We start from the raw sequence: 16,324 nt of genomic DNA, 5'->3' as shown, positions 1-16,324 counted from the left end.
ATGATTCCCCCAGTAATGAAAGGAATAAAAGGCAATTTTGAAGTTTTAAAAAGGAAACAAGCGATTGCTCCACCAGCTGAAGCAATTAACAATAATAATAATAATTTCCAAAAACCCAGAAGAAAGTAACTACAGACCAACAAAATTAAATCAGCACTTCCCAGCCAATGAATGATTACAAAACAATTTATTAAGAGTAGTAAAAGTATTGCACTAATGAAAAAATCAGTGTGTAAATGACCGGTAAATTTCAAAAAAAATAAAAGCAGCAAAGCTCCTCCGAAAAGTAAGTTTCGTGAAACAGCAAAATTTTGCAAATCTTCAATTGTCAGCCAACTGCACCAACAAATTACAAATAAGCTGATTAAGTAGCTGTAGTTGGGATGATTTAAAGTCAGCAGACAAAAAAGGCAACCAAAAGATACTTCCCACAAAGTACTGAGCCAACTGATTGATTGGTGGCAATGTCGGCAGCGACCTCGTTGAAATAAAAAACTCCAAATAGGAATTAATTCCCAAAAATTTAAGTTACTATGGCAATTTTCACAAAATGAACGTTTAACTGATAAGGCAATTTGATGTTGCCAGCGCCAACGTGTACAGCAAAGAAAGGAACCCCAACAACTTCCGAGAATAAATAAGAAAAATGCTTCCATATATAAGTGACCTCCTTGTACATTCTTTAATTACGTAAATAAAAAGATTTTGACCAAAATCTTTGTTGATTTTTTGATTGACAAGTGGCTTGTTGTCATGGTAATCTAGTCAAGGTGCTTTATGTGAACAGTTCTCTCGTTTGAAATGGGACATGCTGACTGTGCATCGTTAGCATTATGAATTCAGGAATTTTTTATTTTTACAAAAAAATGAACCACCTGGATGTGTGTACTTAAAGAAAGATTTATTTTTAGGAGGAGAAGCATTAGATGCCAACAATTAATCAATTGATTCGTAAAGGCCGTAAGTCGAAGAGTTCAAAGTCAAATTCGCCTGCCTTGAACTTTGGATATAACAGTTACAACAAAGCACAAACAAATAATCCAGCACCGCAAAAGCGCGGAGTTGCTACACGTGTCGGAACAATGACACCGAAAAAGCCTAACTCAGCTTTACGTAAATATGCTCGTGTTCGTTTGTCTAACTTGATTGAAGTTACAGCCTATATTCCAGGAATCGGTCATAACTTACAGGAACATAGTGTTGTCTTGATTCGTGGAGGACGTGTAAAGGATCTTCCTGGTGTTCGTTATCATATTGTTCGTGGTGCTTTGGATACAGCCGGTGTTACTGATCGTAAACAGGGCCGTTCTAAATATGGTACTAAAAAGCCAAAGAAATAATCGGACTTAAGAATATTAGGAGGTAATTTAAATGCCAAGAAAAGGTGCAGTTTCAAAGCGTGAGGTACTCCCAGATCCAATTTATAAATCTAAATTGGTAACACGCTTGATCAACCGTTTAATGATTGACGGAAAACGTGGGACAGCTTCAAAAATTTTGTATGAAGCATTTGACTTAATCAAGGATCAAACTGGTAATGAACCATTAGATGTCTTTGAAGAAGCAATGAAAAATGTTATGCCAGTGTTGGAAGTTCGTGCTCGTCGTGTTGGTGGTTCTAACTACCAAGTTCCAATCGAAGTTCGCCCAGAAAGAAGAACGACTTTAGCTTTACGTTGGATTGTAAACTATTCTCGATTACGTGGTGAACATACGATGCCGGAACGTTTGGCAAAAGAAATTATCGATGCAGCTAACAATACTGGTGCATCAGTTAAAAAACGTGAAGACACACATAAAATGGCAGATGCCAACCGTGCGTTTGCACATTATCGTTGGTAATTTATGAGAATGGCTATTATATGGTTTTCAGATAAATCCTTATAGTAGTCATTTTTTTAGAGAATAAGGTTAGTAAATTATGGATTAACAAATTATTCATGATTTTTTGGAAGGAGAGAAATTCTCAAAATGGCTAATAAACGTGAGTTCCCACTTGAAAAAACACGTAACATTGGGATAGTTGCGCATATTGATGCTGGTAAAACAACAACAACTGAACGAATTCTTTACTATACTGGTAAAATTCATAAAATTGGTGAAACCCATGATGGTGATTCACAAATGGACTGGATGGACCAAGAAAAAGAACGTGGAATTACTATTACTTCTGCTGCAACAACGGCACAATGGAAAGACCATCGAATCAATATTATTGATACCCCAGGACACGTTGATTTCACAGTTGAAGTAGAACGTTCTTTGCGTGTACTTGATGGGGCAGTGGTTGTTTTGGATGCTCAATCAGGTGTAGAGCCGCAGACTGAAAATGTTTGGCGTCAGGCTACTACTTATTCAGTTCCAAGAATTGTTTTTGTTAACAAAATGGACAAAATTGGAGCTAATTTTGACTATTCAGTAAGTACGATTCATGATCGGCTGCAGGCAAATGCAATTGCTATCCAGATGCCGATCGGCGCTGAAGATAAGTTCGAAGGCGTTATCGATTTAGTTGAGATGAAGGCTGATATTTACGACGAAGATGCGCTTGGTTCCAAGTGGGATACAGTTGATATTCCTGATAAGTATAAGGAAGAAGCACAAAAACGTCGTGAAGAAATGATTGAAAAGTTAGCTGACGTTGATGATAATTTAATGGAGAAATATCTTGATGGTAAAGAGATCAGCATTGACGAAATCAAAGCAGCAATTCGTAAAGCGACCTTGAATTTGGAAGTTTATCCAGTGTTAGCTGGTTCTGCTTTTAAGAACAAGGGTGTTCAGATGATGCTTGATGCTGTTAATGATTATTTGCCATCACCAATTGATGTTAAACCATATAAAGCAACTGATCCAGATGGTGAAGAAGTTGAATTGGTAGCCGGTGATGACAAACCATTCGCAGGTTTAGCATTCAAAATTGCAACAGATCCTTTTGTAGGTCGTTTGACGTTTTTCCGCGTATATTCAGGAACATTAGAAGCTGGTTCTTATGTTTTGAATGCTACTAAAGATAAACGTGAACGTGTAGGTCGTTTATTGCAAATGCACTCAAACCATCGAAAAGAAATTCCTGAAGTATTTTCAGGAGATATCGCGGCAGCTATTGGATTGAAAGCAACAACAACTGGTGATTCTTTAACAGATGTGGATCATCCACTGATTCTTGAATCAATGGACTTCCCTGATCCGGTTATTCAGGTTTCAATTGAACCAAAGACTAAAGCTGATCAAGATAAGATGGATGTTGCTTTACAAAAGTTAGCTGAAGAAGACCCAACCTTTAAGGCTGAAACTAATCCAGAAACTGGTGAAACTTTGATTGCCGGCATGGGTGAATTGCATTTGGATATTATCGTTGATCGAATGAGACGTGAATTCAAAGTTGATGCTAAAGTTGGCGAACCACAAGTTGCTTACCGTGAAACCTTTACTAAGCAAGTTTCTGTTCAAGGAAAATTTGTTCACCAGTCTGGTGGTAAAGGTCAATATGGTGATGTTTGGATTGAGTTTACACCAAATGATGAGGGTAAAGGCTTTGAATTTGAAAATGCTATTGTTGGTGGGGTTGTTCCGCGTGAATATATACCTGCCGTTGAACAAGGCTTGAAAGAAGCAATGGCAAATGGTGTTCTGGCAGGATATCCGTTAATTGATGTAAAAGCTAAGCTCTATGATGGTAGTTACCATGATGTCGATTCCAGTGAAGCTGCCTTCAAAATCGCTGCATCACTTGCTTTAAAGAATGGCGCTAAAGTTGCTGGTGCTGTTATCTTGGAACCGATTATGCGAGTAGAAATTGTTGCTCCAGAGGATTACTTAGGTGATGTTATGGGACATGTAACCGCTCGTCGTGGTCGGGTTGAAGGAATGGAAAACCGTGGTAATGCACAAATGGTTAAAGCGTTTGTACCATTGGCTGAAATGTTTGGTTATGCAACTACTTTGCGTTCAGCAACGCAAGGTCGTGGTACCTTTACTATGACAATGGATCATTACGAACCAGTTCCAAAATCAATTCAAGAAGAAATTATCAAGAAAAATGGCGGAAACGCTGGTTAATATATAAAAATAAAGCCCACATTTTTGTGAGCTTTATTTTTATATATTAAATTGGAAAATGCTCTCAGTCTATTGATTGTCAATAAAATATAATTTTGATAATATAAGCAACTGACGTATGGAATAAAAATAATTCTGACAATTAAAATTTTGGCAGTCTGAATTAGTGGGATTTAAACTAGATCTTTAATAGATAATACCAACAAAAAATTGCGTATCTTAGACTATTTTAGCTCCTAAACAATTTTTGAAATGATTTAAGGCCCAAGTGTGCCCCTGTGGATCAAAACTAGCAACTGCATTTCGGGGAATTACCAATTCAAAATTTTTGTTATAAGCATCAATGGCGGTATGCAAAACACAAATATCAGTGCAAACACCAGTTAGCCACAGCTCATCAATTTTTCGACGTCGCAAATAATTTTCGAGATTGGTGTTGGCAAAAGCTGAATAACGATTTTTATCGAAAAAATAAAGATGGTCGTCATTTTTATTTGTTTGATACCAATTTGCTAGGGGACCATACAATTCTCTTCCCCAACTATTTTTTAGATTATGCGGTGGAAATAATTTTGTTTCCGGATGATAAGGATCATTTTTTTGATGGAGATCGGTTGGAAGAATTACCCATTGTTTTTGCTGTAAAAAATCGTCAGCCAGTTTTAAAATTGAAGAAGCAATTTTTTGTCCAGGAGTACCGCAAGTTAAAGCGCCTTTATCTGCTACGAAGTCATTTGTATAATCAATAATTAGTAAAGCTTTATGCATTTGATCAGCTCCTTTTTGTTTTAGTGTATGCAAAAAAGGTGATTAAAGCAATTAAATAAAATAGTAAAAAAAGACTTGATTTGTTCTCTTAAAAAAGATATGATAAAGAGGTGCTTGTCAAGGGACAAGTGTGTGTATTATGTACTGTACTAGCTATGATGTGGAAGGTTGCGACACACTCGGAAGCTTTGTCATGGGGTGCGGCGGTAATTTTCACGGAGCAAGTCTTATTTTCAAAATAGACGAAGGAGGGAATAAAATGGCAAAACAAAAAATACGGATTCGTTTAAAGGCATATGAACATCGAATCCTTGATCAGTCTGCAGACAAGATCGTTGAAACGGCAAAGAGAACAGGTGCTGCAATTTCAGGCCCAATTCCATTGCCAACAGAACGGACTTTGTATACGGTGATTCGTTCACCTCATAAATACAAAGATTCACGTGAGCAATTTGAAATGCGGACACATAAGCGTTTGATCGATATTGTTAACCCAACACCAAAGACAGTTGATTCATTAATGAAACTCGACTTGCCAAGCGGCGTTGATATCGAAATTAAATTATAATTTCTAATTTTCAAGTAATATAAAATAAATATTTGGAGGTGTAGACATGACCACAAAAGGAATCTTAGGAAAAAAAGTAGGAATGACCCAAGTGTTCACAGATAACGGTGAATTAGTTCCAGTTACGGTTGTTGAAGTTGGAACTAATGTTGTATTACAAGTTAAAACCGTTGAAAATGATGGTTATGAAGCTGTTCAATTAGGCTTCGATGACTTACGTGAAGTCTTGGCAAACAAACCTGCTAAAGGTCATGCAGCAAAAGCAAAAACTGCTCCTAAGCGCTTCGCTCGAGAAATCAAAGATGTCGCTTTAGGAGATTACAAAGTAGGGGACGAAGTTAAGGCGGACGTCTTTGAAGCTGGGGATATCGTTGATGTAACCGGCACATCGAAAGGCCATGGCTTCCAAGGCAACATTAAGCGTTGGGGACAGTCACGCGGACCAATGGCTCATGGTTCTCGTTATCATCGTCGCCCTGGATCAATGGGTGTTATCATTAACCGTGTATTCAAAGGTAAGTTACTGCCAGGACGCATGGGTGGTAATCAGGTAACCATTAAAAACCTTGAGATCGTAAAAGCTGATACTGACAACGGTGTTTTGCTGATTAAAGGCAATGTACCAGGTGCCAATAAATCACTTATAACAATTAAAGGTAACGTTAAAGAAAAATAAACGGGAAGGGAGGAATTTTAGATGCCAACAGTTGCATTATTTAAACAAAATGGTAGCAAAAATGGTGAAGTTTCTTTAAATGATAGCATTTTTGGAATTGAACCAAATGATAATGTTATTTTCGATGTAGTACTTATGCAGCGCGCTTCATTGCGTCAGGGAACACATGCAGTGAAAAACCGCAGTGCAGTATCTGGTGGTGGTAAAAAGCCATGGCGCCAAAAAGGAACTGGCCGTGCTCGTCAAGGCTCTATTCGTTCACCACAGTGGGTTGGTGGCGGAACAGTCTTTGGACCAACACCTCGTTCATATAGTTATAAGCTTCCAAGAAAAGTTCGTCGCTTAGCAATTAAGTCAGTGTTATCACAAAAGGTTCTTGATGACAGTTTGATCGTTGTTGATCAGTTGAGCTTTGACGCACCTAAAACAAAAGCTTTTGTGGATGTTTTGGACAGCTTAAATGTTAAAACAAAAGTATTAGTAGTTCTTGAAGATGGCAACGACTTGGCTGCATTGTCAGCTCGTAACTTGAAAAATGTTACGGTCATTAACGCAAAAAGCGTTAACGTCTTAGATGTTATCAATAATGATAAGTTAGTCATGACTCAAGAAGCTCTTTCTCAAGTAGAGGAGGTTCTTGCATAATGGAATCAAGAAAAATTATTTTAAAACCAGTTATTACAGAGGCATCAACAGCTGAACTTGATAACAAACGTTATACGTTTGATGTTGATACTCGCGCAACAAAACCACAAATCAAAAAAGCTATTGAAGAAGTTTTTGACGTTAAGGTTATTAAATTGAATGTTATCAATGTTAAAGGTAAACCAAAACGGATGGGACGCTACAATGGCTATACTAAGAAACGCCGCAAAGCAATCGTGACGTTAAGTGCTGATTCTAAAGCAATTAAAATTTTTGAAGAATAATTTGTAATAGGAGGGAATTCACGTGGGGATCAAGAAATTCAAACCGACCTCAAACGGACGTCGAAATATGACGGGCTCAGATTTTTCTGAAATCACTAAAACAACACCAGAAAAATCATTACTTGAATCAACAAGTAAAACGGCTGGTCGTAACAGCTATGGTCGAATTACGGTTCGTCACCGCGGTGGTGGTCATAAACGTCAGTATCGTTTAATTGACTTCAAACGTTTGAAAGATGATGTGCCAGCAACAGTTAAAGCAATTGAATATGATCCAAATCGTTCAGCTAATATTGCCTTGTTAGTATATGCTGATGGTACAAAATCATATATTCTGGCACCTAAAAACTTACAGGTTGGTCAAGTAGTTCAATCAGGAAAAGAAGCTGATATCAAAGTTGGAAATACTAAGGCATTAGCTGATATTCCAGTTGGAACAGTTATTCACAGTATTGAATTAAAACCAGGTAAGGGCGGACAGTTAGTTCGTTCAGCCGGGACTTCTGCTCAGGTCTTGGGTAAGGAAGGCAAATATGTCTTAGTTCGCTTAGCTTCTGGCGAAGTTCGAATGATTTTAGCAACATGCCGAGCAACAATTGGTGCAGTTGGCAATGAACAGCACGAATTGATTAAAATTGGTAAAGCTGGTAGAACGCGTTGGGCAGGTCGTCGTCCTAAGGTTCGTGGTTCTGTAATGAACCCTAACGATCATCCACATGGTGGTGGTGAAGGTAAAGCTCCAGTTGGTCGTCCAAGTCCAATGTCACCATGGGGCAAGAAAACTACTGGTTACAAGACCCGTTCTAAACGAGCTAAATCGGATAAATTTATTGTACGTAAACGTAATAGCAAGTAAAGTTAGAGTTGCTTGAATATTTGCAGTCCGAAAGGAGGATCTACCTTGAGTCGTAGTTTAAAAAAAGGACCATTTGCTGATGCTCATTTAATGAAAAAAATTGAAGCACAGGCTGATAAAGAAAAGAAATCGGTTATCAAGACATGGTCGCGCCGTTCAACAATTTTTCCGAGTTTTATCGGATATACAATTGCCGTTTATGATGGACGGAAACATGTCCCGGTTTATATTCAAGAAGATATGGTTGGACATAAGCTTGGAGAGTTTGTACCAACAAGAACTTTCCATGGTCATGGTACAAGCGATAAAAAAACAGCTGTTAAGTAAGGGAGGGTTTAACAAATGGCTGAACAAGTTACATCAGCAAGAGCAACTGCTAAAACAGTTCGAATCCCTGCTCGTAAGGCACGGTTAGTGATCGATCTTATTCGTGGCAAGAGTGTGGCTGAAGCTTTGGGTATCTTAAAATTTACCCCAAGAGCTGGAGCAGTTATCATTGAAAAAGTTTTAAAATCAGCAATTGCCAATGCAGAAAACAATTTTGATTTGGATGCTGAAGATTTGGTTGTTAGCGAAGCATTCGTTAATGAAGGACCTACTTTGAAACGGTTCCGTCCGCGTGCAAAGGGATCTGCTTCACCGATTAATAAAAGGACAAGTCATATTACAGTAGTTGTAGCTACTAAATAAGGAGGGATAATGCGTGGGTCAAAAAGTTAATCCAACTGGATTGCGTGTCGGAATTATCCGTGACTGGGATGCAAAATGGTATGCTGAAAAGGATTATGCGGATAATTTGCATGAAGATTTGCATATTCGGAAATACATTCAAACTAAGTTAGCTGATGCGTCCGTTTCGACGGTTGAAATCGAGCGTGCAGCTAAACGTGTTAATATTTCAATTCATACTGCTAAACCAGGAATGGTAATTGGCAAGGGCGGTTCAGAAGTTGAAAAGTTGCGTAAAGAATTAAATCAACTAACCGGCAAACGTGTTCATATTAACATTATTGAAATTAAAAAACCTGATTTAGATGCGGAGTTAGTAGGGGAAGCAATTGCTGTGCAATTGGAGAACCGTGTAGCATTCCGTCGGGCAATGAAACAAGGTATTCAACGGACAATGCGTGCTGGTGCTAAAGGTATTAAAGTTCAGGTTGCTGGACGACTTAATGGGGCAGATATGTCTCGAGTTGAGCATTTTTCTGAAGGTACAGTACCTTTGCATACTTTGCGGGCAGATGTTGATTATGCTTGGACTGAAGCAGTAACGACTTACGGTAAATTGGGTGTTAAGGTTTGGATTTATCGTGGAGAAGTTTTACCTGCTAAAAAGGTTAACCGCGAAGGAGGGAAATAATCATGTTAGTACCAAAGCGGACAAAACATCGCCGCGAATTTCGCGGTAAGATGCGTGGCGAAGCTAAAGGTGGCAAAACAGTTGCTTTTGGTGAATATGGTTTGCAGGCTGTTGATTCACATTGGATCACAAACCGCCAAATTGAGGCGTCTCGTGTCGCAATGACGCGTTACATGAAGCGTGGTGGAAGAGTTTGGGTTAAAATTTTCCCTCATAAGTCTTACACAGCTAAAGCAATCGGTGTTCGTATGGGTTCTGGGAAAGGTGCTCCAGAAGGCTGGGTAGCACCAGTAAAACGCGGCAAGATTTTATTTGAAATCGGCGGCGTTTCCGAAGAAGTAGCTCGTGAAGCATTGAGACTTGCTTCCTATAAGCTTCCGATTAGAACCAAGTTTGTAAAACGTGAGGAAGTAGGTGGCGAATCAAATGAAAATTAAAGAAATTAATGAATTAACCACTGATGAAATGCTTAAAAAAGAAAAAGAGTTCAAAGAAGAACTTTTTAATTTGCGCTTCCAATTAGCAACCGGACAGTTGGAAAATACTGCACGTCTTAAGGAAGTTCGCAAATCAATTGCTCGCATTAAAACAGTTTTGCGGCAGCATGAATTGAAAAAATAGAATACGAAAAGGAGGTAAATAAAGCATGGCTGAAACTCGCAATCAACGTAAAGTTTATCAGGGTCGGGTTGTTTCCGATAAAATGGATAAGACAATCACAGTTGTCGTTGAAACATACAAAAATCATAAGGTATACGGCAAACGTGTTAAGTACTCTAAGAAATTCAAAGCCCATGATGAAAAAAATGAAGCTAAGATTGGCGATATCGTCAAAATTATGGAGACACGTCCATTATCCGCAACCAAACGTTTTCGTTTAGTTGATATCGTTGAGAAAGCAGTTATTATTTAGTGCTTGTTAATAATTAACGATTACACTTTAATTCGTATTCTGATTTGTTCGCGAAAGGAGGTCACATCCAGTGATCCAACAGGAAAGTCGTTTAAAAGTTGCAGATAATTCAGGAGCACGAGAAATTTTAGTTATTAAAATTCTTGGTGGTTCTCGGGTCAAAACTGCTAATGTCGGTGATGTTATTGTTGCTACGGTTAAACAAGCAACACCAGGTGGCGTTGTCAAAAAAGGTGACGTTGTTAAAGCGGTAATTGTGCGGACTAAATTTGGAACTCATCGTGCAGATGGTTCTTATATTAAGTTTGATGAAAATGCAGCTGTTATTATTGCTGATGATAAGTCACCGAAAGGAACACGTATTTTCGGACCGGTGGCACGTGAGTTGCGTGGAGGAAACTTTATGAAAATCGTTTCCTTAGCACCTGAAGTATTGTAATTAAACTACTAGGTCAAGGAGGTGCGAAAATGTTCGTTAAAAAAAATGATAAGGTTAAAGTAATTGCCGGTAAAGATAAGGGCAAAGAAGGCACTATCGAAAAAGTTTTACCGAAACAGCATCGGGTGATTGTTAAAGGTGTTAACTTGGTAAAGAAACATCAAAAACCAAGCAATGCCAATCCGAATGGCGGTATTGTTGAAGTTGAGGCAGCTATTGATGCTTCAAACGTTATGCTGCTGGATCCTTCTAACAATCAACCAACCCGTATCGGTCATAAGATTGTTGATGGTAAAAAGGTTCGTTTTGCTAAAAAATCCGGCGAAGTCCTAGATAAATAGTTAAAGAAAGGAGGACCAAGTCTTCATGGTAAACCGTTTAAAAGCTAAGTATGATAAAGAAATTGTGCCATCTTTAATGGAAAAATTTAATTATACTTCAATTATGCAAGTGCCAAAAATTGAAAAAATTGTCATTAATATGGGTGTTGGCGATGCTGTTAACAACTCTAAGAATCTTGATGAGGCAGTTGAAGAGTTAACCTTAATTGCTGGACAAAAGCCAGTGATTACCAAAGCAAAGAAATCAATCGCTGGTTTCCGTTTGCGTGAAGGAATGGCAATTGGAACAAAAGTTACTTTACGAGGAACAAGAATGTTTGATTTCCTTGATAAATTAGTTTCTGTTTCTTTGCCACGTGTTCGAGATTTTCATGGCGTAAGTAAACGCGCTTTTGATGGACGCGGTAATTATACTTTGGGTATCAAGGAACAATTGATTTTCCCAGAAATTGAGTTTGATAATGTTAACAAAGTTCGTGGAATGGATATCGTTTTGGTAACTACTGCTCAATCTGATGAAGAGTCAAGAGAATTGTTGAAGCAGCTAGGAATGCCATTTGCTAAGTAAAGGGAGGTTTTACATTGGCTAAGAAGTCACAAATTGCTAAGAACAAACGTCCAGCTAAGTATGCAACACAGGAATATACTCGTTGTGCTCGTTGTGGACGTCCTCATTCAGTTTATCGCAAATTTAAGTTATGCCGTGTTTGCCTGCGTGAACTGGCACATAAAGGTCAGATTCCTGGTATGAAAAAGGCTAGCTGGTAATATAAACATTTAAAAAAAGGAGGGCAAATCATGGCCATGACAGATCCGATTGCTGACTTTTTAACTCGGATTCGTAATGCTAACTTAGCAAAACACGAATCAGTTGAAGCTCCAGCATCAAAAATCAAGCACGATGTTGCAGAAATCCTCAAGAATGAAGGATTTGTTCGCGATGTTGAATACATTGATGATGATAAGCAAGGCGTTATCCGCGTCTTTTTGAAATATGGACAAAATAATACACGGGTTATTTCCGGTATTAAAAGAATTTCTAAGCCAGGATTAAGATCTTATGTAAAAGCTGATTCCGTTCCTAAAGTTTTGAACGGACTTGGAATTGCAATTCTTTCAACTTCTGAAGGAGTTATGACAGACAAGGAAGCTCGCGCTAAGAAAATCGGCGGCGAAGTTATTGCTTATGTTTGGTAGGATTTTTAACAGCAAGGAGGTGTAACTGGTGAGTCGTATTGGTTATAAGGAAGTAGTTTTACCAGCAGGTGTTGAAGTTAAACGCGATGGAAATGTTGTAACTGTCAAGGGACCTAAGGGTGAGTTGACACGTGAATTTTCTGATAAAATTTCAATGAATGTCGAAGGCAACATTGTTAAATTTGATCGTTCTGCTGATGATAATAAAACAAAAGCATTACATGGTACTACCCGCGCAAATTTTCACAATATGGTTGTGGGTGTTAGCGAAGGATTTAAAAAAGAATTAGAGTTGCAAGGTGTTGGATATCGTGCGCAAATGAAGGGTAAGACCTTGATTTTGAACGTTGGTTATTCTAACCCGGTTGAATTTGAAACACCAGCTGAATTAAAATTAGAAACGCCTTCAGCAACTTCTATTGTTGTGTCAGGTGTTTCTAAGCAAGAAGTTGGCGATTTAGCTGCTCGTATTCGTTTGACTCGTGCACCAGAACCTTATAAAGGTAAAGGTATTCGTTATGTCGGTGAATATGTTCGTCGTAAGGAAGGTAAGACTGGTAAGTAGTAACTTGCAAGTTGCATAATAATTCAAGAGGTGAAAATTTTGATTACCAAACCAGATAAAAATAAAACACGGCAAAAGCGTCATATTCGTGTTCGTGGTAAAATCTCTGGTACAGCTAAGTGCCCACGCTTAAATGTTTATCGTTCAAACAAAAACATCTACGCTCAAGTAATTGATGACGTAGCGGGTGTGACGCTTGTTAGTGCCTCTACACTGGATAAAGAAGTCAGTGGAAATAATAAAACAGAACAAGCAGCTTCAGTCGGTGAAGTTGTTGCCAAACGTGCAGTTGCTAAGGGTGTCAAAGAAGTTGTCTTTGATCGTGGCGGATATTTATATCATGGTCGAATTCAAGCTTTGGCTGAAGCAGCTCGTCAAAATGGTTTAGACTTTTAATCAAGGGAGGGAAAGTAGTTTATGACTTTTATTGATCCAGCACAACTCGATTTAGAAGATCGCGTAGTTGCGATTAACCGTATTACAAAAGTTGTTAAAGGTGGTCGTCGTCTGCGTTTCGCTGCCTTGGTTATTGTTGGCGATCATAATGGACATGTTGGTTTCGGTACCGGTAAAGCTCAGGAAGTACCTGAAGCTATTCGTAAAGCAGTTGATGCAGCACGTAAGAACCTGATTAAGGTTCCGATGGTTGGCGAAACTTTGCCTCACGAAGTAATCGGTGAACATAGTGGTAGCCGTATTATGCTGAAACCTGCTATTGCCGGTTCTGGTGTAGCTGCTGGTGGAGCAGTTCGTGCCGTTATGGAATTAGCTGGCGTAGCTGATGTTACAAGCAAATCATTAGGTTCTAACACACCAATTAATGTTGTTCGTGCGACTGTTAATGGTTTACTTAAATTAAAAAATGCTGCCGAAGTTGCTACTTTACGTGGTATTTCGACTCAACATTTAGCCGAGTAAGGAGGCCGATTGTAAAATGACAAATCTGAAAGTTACATTAACCCGCAGCGTCATTGGCCGGCCCCAAAAACAGCGTGATATTGTTAAGGCTTTAGGCTTAGGTCGGGTAAACAGCTCAGTTGTTTTACCTGATAATGCTGCAACACGTGGTGCAATTACTAAAATCAATCATTTAGTTGCTGTTGAAGTAGCTGAATAGCGTTTTATGATAAGATTAAATTAAAGGAGGTGCCTTTCTGGTGAAATTGCATGAATTAAAAGCAAGCGAAGGCTCACGTAAAATTCGTAATCGTGTAGGTCGCGGAACTTCATCCGGTAATGGCAAGACAGCTGGCCGTGGACAAAAAGGTCAAAAAGCTCGTGGCAAAGTCCGCTTAGGTTTTGAAGGTGGCCAAATGCCATTATTCCGTCGGATGCCAAAGCGCGGTTTTCAAAATATTAATCGTAAAGAATATGCGATTGTTAATTTGGAAACTCTTGAAAAATTTGACGATGGTACAGAAGTTACCCCAACTTTGCTAGTTGAGAAAAAAGTTATCAAAGATGAAAAAGATGGAATTAAAGTCCTTGGTAATGGTAAATTAACTAAGAGTTTAACAGTTAAAGCCAACAAATTCTCAGCAGCGGCTAAAGAAGCGATTGAAACTGCTGGCGGTCAAGCTGAGGTGATTTAATGCTGAAAACAATGAAGAATGCCTTTGCTGTTAAAGATATTCGTAATCGAATTATGTTTACTTTAGGCGTCTTGATTGTATTTCGTTTAGGCACATATATTACAGTCCCTGGGATCAACGCGAAAGCTCTAACTAACGTTGCATCTTCAGGGTTAGTTAGTATTTTAAATACCTTCAGCGGTGGCGGCTTGACCAACTACTCAATTTTGGCGATGGGGGTTTCCCCATATATCACTGCACAAATTGTTGTTCAATTACTGCAGATGGATATTGTCCCACGTTTTGTTGAGTGGAGTAAACAAGGCGAGGTTGGTCGTCGAAAACTGAATCAAACTTCAAGGTATTTAACGATTGTCCTGGCGTTTGTACAGTCAATTGGCATTACAGCCGGTTTCAATGCTTTAAGCAGTTTGAATCTGGTTAATAATCCAAGTCTAAAAACATATTTAAGTATTGGAATTATTTTGACAGGTGGTTCACTTTTTACTACTTGGCTTGGTGATATGATTACTGAACGTGGTTTTGGTAATGGAATTTCGATGATCATTATGGCAGGTATTTTGGCTAGAATTCCAACGGGAGTTCATCAAGTTTATGTTGAACAGTTTGTTGATTCAAATTCTAGCCAACTGTGGAGTGGAATTTTGTATGTCTTGGTACTGGTAATTGCAATTCTACTAATTGTAGCTTTTGTAACTTATGTTCAGCAAGCTAATTATAAAATTCCAATTCAATATACTCGAAGATTAGCCGGTGCGACTGATAGTTCTTATCTGCCATTAAAGGTTAATGTTGCAGGGGTTATTCCCGTTATTTTCGCTAGTTCCTTTATTGCTACTCCGCAGACGATTTTAATGTTATTTACACAAAATCATTCTGAAGATACTTGGTATCAGGTTTTAAGCAACTTGTTTAATATGCAGGCAACTGGCGGCATGATTTTGTACACTGTCTTGATAATTTTGTTTACTTTCTTCTATGCTTTTGTTCAGGTAAATCCTGAAAAGTTAGCAGAGAATTTGCAAAAACAAGGAAGTTATATTCCAAGCGTCTGGCCAGGAAAAGAAACTGAAAAATATGTTTCACATTTGCTGATGCGTTTGAGTGCGGTTGGTTCTTTATTTTTAGGTTTGGTTTCCTTAATACCGTTGATTGCTTCCAATATTTGGGGGCTTGATGAATCAATTGGTTTGGGTGGAACTAGTTTATTAATCGTTGTAGGTGTCTCGTTAGAGTCAATTCGACAGTTAAAAGGTATGATGATGAAGCGTGAATACGTCGGATTCATTCGTAAATAAGTAGTAGCATTTTCAAGACAAGTCTTGTAGAAAAAACTTAAAATCTTCGGGGGTCAAAGCAAATGACAGCATTGAATTTAATGTTGATGGGTTTACCGGGTGCGGGTAAAGGAACACAAGCTGAAAGAATTGTTGATCAGTATCATGTTCCACATATTTCAACCGGTGATATTTTTCGGGCAGCTATTAAAAATGAAACTGAAATGGGACTCAAAGCTAAAGCATTTATTGATCGTGGGGAGTTAGTTCCTGATGAAGTAACTAACGGGATCGTTCGTGATCGTTTAGCTGAAGCAGATACGGCCCAAGGATTTTTATTGGATGGTTTTCCGAGAAATTTAGCTCAAGCTGAAGCGTTGGAGAAAATGGGAAAAGAATTGAATCGTTCTTTAACGGCTGTGATTAACATTCATGTTGATCCAGATTCATTGTTGGAACGATTAACAGGGCGTTATATATGCCGAAATTGCGGTGCAACATACCACAAATTGTTTAATCCAACCAAAACGGACGGCACTTGTGATCGCTGTGGTGGTCATGAGTTCTATCAACGAGAAGACGATAAACCAGCGACAGTAAAAAATCGCTTGGAAGTAAATTTAAAAATGAATACTCCATTAATCGATTTTTATCAGCAACAAAATCTATTGCATGAGATTAATGGAAATCAGCCAATTGATGATGTGTTTACAGATGTACAGAAAATTTTAAATGATTTACGTAACTAGAGCTTATTAGGTTGCAACAAGTCTGCTACAGT

27 protein-coding genes and 1 pseudogene are annotated in these 16,324 nt (G+C 38.4%); 26 read left to right on the top strand and 2 right to left on the bottom strand.

Annotated elements, in window-relative coordinates:
* Positions 1-401: 401 nt before the first annotated feature.
* A pseudogene (locus FC89_RS13025) lies at positions 402-656 on the bottom strand (prepilin peptidase); the annotation flags it as partial.
* Between the two features lie 270 nt (positions 657-926).
* Between FC89_RS13025 and rpsL the strand changes: the two are divergent.
* The 3 genes from rpsL to fusA all read left to right on the top strand — a co-directional run bounded on the left by rpsL (position 927) and on the right by fusA (position 4,062).
* On the top strand, positions 927-1,340 hold the full coding sequence (gene rpsL / locus FC89_RS10235) for a 30S ribosomal protein S12 (protein WP_057872466.1): 414 nt from the start codon (positions 927-929) through the stop codon (positions 1,338-1,340).
* A gap of 31 nt (positions 1,341-1,371) precedes the next feature.
* Positions 1,372-1,842: a 30S ribosomal protein S7 gene (rpsG, locus tag FC89_RS10230; RefSeq protein ID WP_057872465.1), complete on the top strand. Its 471-nt coding sequence runs from the start codon at positions 1,372-1,374 to the stop codon at positions 1,840-1,842.
* Positions 1,843-1,971: 129 nt separating this feature from the next.
* Positions 1,972-4,062: an elongation factor G gene (fusA, locus tag FC89_RS10225; RefSeq protein WP_057872464.1), complete on the top strand. Its 2,091-nt coding sequence runs from the start codon at positions 1,972-1,974 to the stop codon at positions 4,060-4,062.
* Between the two features lie 219 nt (positions 4,063-4,281).
* On the opposite strand, the gene FC89_RS10220 is transcribed toward fusA, so the two are convergent.
* Positions 4,282-4,830 (bottom strand): cysteine hydrolase family protein, encoded by a 549-nt coding sequence (locus tag FC89_RS10220; RefSeq protein ID WP_057872463.1) that lies wholly within the window; start codon positions 4,828-4,830, stop codon positions 4,282-4,284.
* A 259-nt stretch (positions 4,831-5,089) separates the two neighbouring features.
* Here FC89_RS10220 and rpsJ point away from each other — a divergent pair, with 259 nt between their 5' ends.
* The 23 genes from rpsJ (at position 5,090) to FC89_RS10105 (ending at position 16,292) form a co-directional block, all read left to right on the top strand.
* A complete protein-coding gene (gene rpsJ / locus FC89_RS10215) occupies positions 5,090-5,398 on the top strand; it encodes a 30S ribosomal protein S10 (RefSeq protein ID WP_057872462.1) in 309 nt (102 codons plus the stop codon).
* A gap of 46 nt (positions 5,399-5,444) precedes the next feature.
* The gene (gene rplC, locus FC89_RS10210; RefSeq protein WP_057872461.1) at positions 5,445-6,074 is read left to right on the top strand and encodes a 50S ribosomal protein L3; all 630 of its coding nucleotides are present in this window, start codon (positions 5,445-5,447) and stop codon (positions 6,072-6,074) included.
* A gap of 21 nt (positions 6,075-6,095) precedes the next feature.
* Positions 6,096-6,719 (top strand): 50S ribosomal protein L4, encoded by a 624-nt coding sequence (rplD, locus tag FC89_RS10205; RefSeq protein ID WP_057872460.1) that lies wholly within the window; start codon positions 6,096-6,098, stop codon positions 6,717-6,719.
* Complete coding sequence (rplW, locus tag FC89_RS10200; protein WP_057872459.1) at positions 6,719-7,003, top strand: 50S ribosomal protein L23; 285 nt, start codon at positions 6,719-6,721, stop codon at positions 7,001-7,003. Before rplD ends, rplW begins: the two co-directional genes overlap by 1 nt.
* A gap of 22 nt (positions 7,004-7,025) precedes the next feature.
* Complete coding sequence (rplB, locus tag FC89_RS10195) at positions 7,026-7,859, top strand: 50S ribosomal protein L2 (RefSeq protein WP_057872458.1); 834 nt, start codon at positions 7,026-7,028, stop codon at positions 7,857-7,859.
* A gap of 45 nt (positions 7,860-7,904) precedes the next feature.
* Positions 7,905-8,186, top strand: a complete 282-nt coding sequence (gene rpsS / locus FC89_RS10190) for a 30S ribosomal protein S19 (protein WP_057872457.1) — start codon at positions 7,905-7,907, stop codon at positions 8,184-8,186.
* Positions 8,187-8,201: 15 nt separating this feature from the next.
* A complete protein-coding gene (rplV, locus tag FC89_RS10185; RefSeq protein ID WP_057872456.1) occupies positions 8,202-8,549 on the top strand; it encodes a 50S ribosomal protein L22 in 348 nt (115 codons plus the stop codon).
* Positions 8,550-8,562: 13 nt separating this feature from the next.
* Positions 8,563-9,219, top strand: a complete 657-nt coding sequence (gene rpsC / locus FC89_RS10180) for a 30S ribosomal protein S3 (RefSeq protein WP_057872455.1) — start codon at positions 8,563-8,565, stop codon at positions 9,217-9,219.
* A gap of 2 nt (positions 9,220-9,221) precedes the next feature.
* Positions 9,222-9,656, top strand: a complete 435-nt coding sequence (gene rplP / locus FC89_RS10175; RefSeq protein ID WP_057872454.1) for a 50S ribosomal protein L16 — start codon at positions 9,222-9,224, stop codon at positions 9,654-9,656.
* Positions 9,646-9,840: a 50S ribosomal protein L29 gene (gene rpmC, locus FC89_RS10170; protein WP_057872453.1), complete on the top strand. Its 195-nt coding sequence runs from the start codon at positions 9,646-9,648 to the stop codon at positions 9,838-9,840. Before rplP ends, rpmC begins: the two co-directional genes overlap by 11 nt.
* Positions 9,841-9,865: 25 nt before the next feature.
* Positions 9,866-10,132: a 30S ribosomal protein S17 gene (gene rpsQ, locus FC89_RS10165; protein WP_057872452.1), complete on the top strand. Its 267-nt coding sequence runs from the start codon at positions 9,866-9,868 to the stop codon at positions 10,130-10,132.
* A gap of 70 nt (positions 10,133-10,202) precedes the next feature.
* Positions 10,203-10,571: a 50S ribosomal protein L14 gene (gene rplN, locus FC89_RS10160; RefSeq protein WP_057872451.1), complete on the top strand. Its 369-nt coding sequence runs from the start codon at positions 10,203-10,205 to the stop codon at positions 10,569-10,571.
* A 29-nt stretch (positions 10,572-10,600) separates the two neighbouring features.
* On the top strand, positions 10,601-10,912 hold the full coding sequence (rplX, locus tag FC89_RS10155) for a 50S ribosomal protein L24 (protein ID WP_057872450.1): 312 nt from the start codon (positions 10,601-10,603) through the stop codon (positions 10,910-10,912).
* Positions 10,913-10,937: 25 nt separating this feature from the next.
* Positions 10,938-11,480 (top strand): 50S ribosomal protein L5, encoded by a 543-nt coding sequence (gene rplE / locus FC89_RS10150; protein ID WP_057872449.1) that lies wholly within the window; start codon positions 10,938-10,940, stop codon positions 11,478-11,480.
* Between the two features lie 14 nt (positions 11,481-11,494).
* Positions 11,495-11,680 carry a type Z 30S ribosomal protein S14 gene (locus FC89_RS10145; RefSeq protein WP_057872448.1) on the top strand — a complete coding sequence of 62 codons (186 nt, stop codon included), beginning with the start codon at positions 11,495-11,497 and terminating at the stop codon, positions 11,678-11,680.
* Between the two features lie 30 nt (positions 11,681-11,710).
* Positions 11,711-12,109, top strand: coding sequence for a 30S ribosomal protein S8 (rpsH, locus tag FC89_RS10140; protein ID WP_057872447.1), 399 nt, complete (start codon positions 11,711-11,713; stop codon positions 12,107-12,109).
* A gap of 28 nt (positions 12,110-12,137) precedes the next feature.
* Positions 12,138-12,674, top strand: coding sequence for a 50S ribosomal protein L6 (rplF, locus tag FC89_RS10135; protein WP_057872446.1), 537 nt, complete (start codon positions 12,138-12,140; stop codon positions 12,672-12,674).
* Between the two features lie 30 nt (positions 12,675-12,704).
* Positions 12,705-13,070 (top strand): 50S ribosomal protein L18, encoded by a 366-nt coding sequence (rplR, locus tag FC89_RS10130; RefSeq protein ID WP_057872445.1) that lies wholly within the window; start codon positions 12,705-12,707, stop codon positions 13,068-13,070.
* 21 nt (positions 13,071-13,091) lie between these two features.
* Positions 13,092-13,592 carry a 30S ribosomal protein S5 gene (rpsE, locus tag FC89_RS10125; protein ID WP_057872444.1) on the top strand — a complete coding sequence of 167 codons (501 nt, stop codon included), beginning with the start codon at positions 13,092-13,094 and terminating at the stop codon, positions 13,590-13,592.
* Positions 13,593-13,608: 16 nt separating this feature from the next.
* A complete protein-coding gene (gene rpmD, locus FC89_RS10120; RefSeq protein WP_057872443.1) occupies positions 13,609-13,791 on the top strand; it encodes a 50S ribosomal protein L30 in 183 nt (60 codons plus the stop codon).
* Between the two features lie 40 nt (positions 13,792-13,831).
* Positions 13,832-14,266 (top strand): 50S ribosomal protein L15, encoded by a 435-nt coding sequence (gene rplO, locus FC89_RS10115; protein ID WP_057872442.1) that lies wholly within the window; start codon positions 13,832-13,834, stop codon positions 14,264-14,266.
* Positions 14,266-15,564: a preprotein translocase subunit SecY gene (gene secY / locus FC89_RS10110; protein ID WP_057872441.1), complete on the top strand. Its 1,299-nt coding sequence runs from the start codon at positions 14,266-14,268 to the stop codon at positions 15,562-15,564. The genes rplO and secY overlap by 1 nt, the downstream gene beginning before the upstream one ends.
* Positions 15,565-15,626: 62 nt before the next feature.
* Positions 15,627-16,292 carry an adenylate kinase gene (locus tag FC89_RS10105; protein WP_057872440.1) on the top strand — a complete coding sequence of 222 codons (666 nt, stop codon included), beginning with the start codon at positions 15,627-15,629 and terminating at the stop codon, positions 16,290-16,292.
* The last annotated feature ends 32 nt before the right edge of the window (positions 16,293-16,324 follow it).

It is taken from the genome of Liquorilactobacillus ghanensis DSM 18630, from assembly GCF_001435235.1.
Taxonomy (GTDB): Bacteria; Bacillota; Bacilli; order Lactobacillales; family Lactobacillaceae; genus Liquorilactobacillus; species Liquorilactobacillus ghanensis.
Note: the sequence above shows the minus strand (reverse complement) of the source record. Positions and strands in the feature narration are given on the sequence as shown.